Origin of the sequence: Sphingopyxis sp. BSNA05 (genome assembly GCF_013265645.1) — a bacterium.
Lineage (GTDB): Bacteria > Pseudomonadota > Alphaproteobacteria > Sphingomonadales > Sphingomonadaceae > Parasphingorhabdus.
In genome coordinates this window covers 1-3,576 of sequence record NZ_PYIA01000122.1, presented here as the reverse complement: position 1 = coordinate 3,576, position 3,576 = coordinate 1, and the positions used below count along the sequence as shown (strand labels likewise).

The following is a 3,576-nucleotide window of genomic DNA, read 5'->3' as shown; positions in this document are numbered from 1 at the left end:
AGGGCAATGTCATCGCTCCGGTCCGCTCCACGTCGGCCCTGATCCTGTCCTCGACCAACATCAATCGCGAACGCATCTACGTCCAGCAGCCCCCGATTTCCGGAATCGGTTTCTCCTCGCAAGCTTTCGCGCCGCATTTCCCGCACACCGTGCGCAAGACCGAGACCAAACAATGCTCTGACTGTCACGTTAGCGAAGCCAATGACAATAATGCGATCATGGCGCAAACGCTGCTGCAGGGTACGAATTTCGTCAATTTCATCGGCCTCCACGCATGGGTCGGTCTTGAGAAAGGGTTTGAAGCGGTCCGGGTTACCGAATGGGATGAACCGCAGGCGGTGATCGGCTCCTATCTGCAGAAATATGCCTATCCAGATTACTGGCGGATGCATGTCGAGGACAATGATCGGGAACTGATCGACTGGGTCCGCGGCGAGCGGCTCGACAAAAATCTGTCCGGCGAAACAAAGGCGCTCGAAGAGTTTAAAAATGTCATTCAGGGCACGAGCGATGCCGTTCGCTGTCTACAATTGCGCGGAGAATATATGTTTGTCGCCGAAGGCAAAGGCGGTTTCCGCGCCTATGACGTAGCCTCGATCGGCAACAAGGGATTCTCCGAGCGCATCGTCAAGGCGCCCTTCTCTTCGCTTGGCCACGATACCCATGTTGATACCAAAAACGCGACCTGTATGGCGCTCGCCACCAACCAGCCGATTGCGCCCACCCGCAACACCAAGGAATTGCGCGAAATTAACGAGGAACAAGCATTCCATCCGATCTATGATTATGCAGTAATCACCGACAGCGAAGAAGGCCTGATCCTCGTCAATATCAACACATTGGCCGACGGCGAATTCCGCAATAATTTTTCAAGCGCAGCCTGACCTGGAACGAAGGCGGGGTGCTTGACGGAGCCCAGCATATTACCTTGGCCGGGCACTATGCCTATATCACCACGACGGCAGGATTAACGCTGATCGATCTGGATGATCCGCTGAAACCGCGCCACGTCATCACCATTCCGATGAACGATGCCAGAGCCTCGGCGCTGCAATTCCGCTATCTCTGGGTAACCGATGCCAACGGCGTGAAACTGTTCAATGTCACTGATATGGAGAGGCCCGTTGCGGTGCCGTCAGGGACGATCCCGCTGCGCAACGCGCGCCGTCTCTACCTCGCCCGCACCTACGCCTATATCGCCGCCAAGGACGAAGGTCTGGTGATTGCCAATATCACTCGGCCGGAAGCACCTACCGTCTATCTGAAAGAGACTTTCGGCGGCACAATGAATGATGCAGAGGATGTGATTGTCGGGTCGACCAATGCCACCCTGTTTGCCTATGTCGCCGATGGTCGCAACGGCCTGAAGGTGATCCAGCTGACCACGCCTGACAGCCAGAAAAACTATTATGGATTCTCGCCCGCACCCAAGCCTGAGCTTATAGCCTTTGCCCGCACTCCGAAACCGGCACTGGCCTTGTCCAAGGGGCTGGACCGCGATCGCGCGGTGGACGAGACGGGCGGACAGATGGCGGTCTTCGGACGGCTCGGCTCCCGTCCCTTCACACGCAGTGAAATGCAACGTTTCTACCTCAACAGCAAGGGCAAGCCTTATTTCGTCACGGACGAGCCGGATATTGCCGACTGGATCGGACCGGTTCCGCCCTTGCTTGCCAAGTGATAGAAAAATCGGGGCCGGGCTATAAAACAGCACCGACCCCCTGTCCCCCAATACGCAACCCGAGGGAATTTAAGCCATTGCGCGTCATAGCGCAGGGTTTAACTCAAAAATTGGACCGCAAGGCCTTCAGCAGTTGCCGTCGATCGCACGTCCGGCCAAAGCGCCTACTGCACCGCCAATGATGGTGCCTTCGGTCTTGTCACCTCGTCCGGCGAGTTCGTTCCCGAGCAATCCACCCGCGATCGCTCCGATAATCGTGCCACCGGTGCCGCGGTCACAGCCGCGATAGCGCCGGTTGCTGGAATATCTGTTGTCCCGGTAGCGGCGCTGGTCACGGTAATCGCGACGGTCACGGTAGCGATTGTCCCGATAATAGTCTCCCCGCCGATATTCGCGATAGCCGTCGCTGCGGACCTGCTCGTAATAGCCACCGTTATAATAGCCACCCCGCGCTTCGGCTGGCGATGCAGCGGCCATAGTGGCAATGGCTGCGGTTGAAATTGCTAGGCTTCCGATAATCTTGTTGATCATATTCTTCACTCCAAAAGGGCTCTTCCGGAACCCGAATCGATTGCTGCTGACAAAATTGCTTCTAGCGGCGTGCCGTTGACCGGTTGCTGAATGCTGACGTTATCGAAGGTTCATGTTTGGATCGCTTTATCTGAACGGAATGAACGGGAATGGTCGGACTAGCGTTTTAATCCATTGTCGATTGTCACACCGTCCGATAGCAATCGACCGACATTGAAAAGAGGAAGAGCGATGAAATTGAAGGGCAAGACAGCAGCGATTACGGGCGGCACGGCGGGTATTGGTCGCGGGATTGCCGAGGCGTTTCTGGCGGAGGGGGCGAATGTTGCACTTTTTGCGCGGAATCCGGAAAAAGGTGCGGAAGTTGTCGCGGAACTGGGTGTTGGGGATCGGGCGATTTTTGTTGCCGGGGATGTGATGGAGCAGAGTCAGGTTGAGGCTTTTGTTGACCAGACCGCCGCGCATTTCGGTGCTATTGACATCCTTGTAAATAATTCGGGCGGCGCGGGGGATCTGGCGCCTTTGGTCGATCTGACCGACGAAGCCTTTGATATGGCTATGAAATGGAACATCTATTCCACATTCTGGGCGACCCGCCGGGCGCTCAAACCGATGATCGCGCAGAAATGGGGCCGGATCATCAACATCAGCTCGACCGAAGGCAAGATGGGCAAGCCGACCTTCGCCCCCTATACAATCGCCAAGCACGGCATCAACGGAATGACCAAGGCGGTGGCCCAGGAAGTTGGCACTTCGGGTGTCACGGTCAACGCGATCTGCCCCGGCCTGATCCTGACCGACTTGATCATGCAGGGTGGCCCGGAGACAGCAAAGGGCCTCGGCATGACCTTTGACGAGATGATCGACATGTTCTCCCAGGAGAGCGCCCTCAAACGCCCCGGCAAGGTCGAGGAGGTCGCTGCGATGGCCGTCCTGCTGGCGTCCGAGGCCGGCGCGGGCATCACCGGCGGAACGCTGAGCGTCGATGGCGGCACCGCGCAATATTGATCCGCCTCCCCTGATCCCCCCAGCCTGGACCTAAGAGCTGGCCCCACGCCCGGGGCCGGCGCAGCGAACCCGGCTCCCCCTTGCGACCGGCGGCACCGGCGCGCCACTGCGCGCCCGCCCGTTGCGCCCGATAACTGAAATACCAAATATTGGGATTTTTCCCCAATATTCAGCTTCCGTTCATCTAGCGCCTAGGGCGATATTCCACCATCCCTTTGATTTATATAGATTTTCCAGAACTGGCACGGCCTGTGCAAAGCTATGGACATCTTCGTGAAACAATTTGCGAAGCCCCAGTTTAAACCAAAAGGAACTTCAAAATGATCAATGCAAACATCCAGAACCACGTCGCCGCC

2 protein-coding genes and 1 pseudogene are annotated in these 3,576 nt (G+C 57.0%); 2 read left to right on the top strand and 1 reads right to left on the bottom strand.

The window, feature by feature from the left end; translation table 11 throughout:
• A pseudogene (locus C8024_RS14635) lies at nt 1-1,681 on the top strand (LVIVD repeat-containing protein); the annotation flags it as partial.
• 126 nt (nt 1,682-1,807) lie between these two features.
• On the opposite strand, the gene C8024_RS14630 reads toward C8024_RS14635, so the two are convergent.
• Complete coding sequence (locus C8024_RS14630) at nt 1,808-2,212, bottom strand: glycine zipper 2TM domain-containing protein (RefSeq protein ID WP_173206535.1); 405 nt, start codon at nt 2,210-2,212, stop codon at nt 1,808-1,810.
• A 231-nt stretch (nt 2,213-2,443) separates the two neighbouring features.
• Here C8024_RS14630 and C8024_RS14625 point away from each other — a divergent pair, with 231 nt between their 5' ends.
• Entirely contained in the window at nt 2,444-3,220 is a 777-nt protein-coding gene (locus tag C8024_RS14625; RefSeq protein ID WP_173206532.1) for an SDR family NAD(P)-dependent oxidoreductase, read from the top strand.
• The last annotated feature ends 356 nt before the right edge of the window (nt 3,221-3,576 follow it).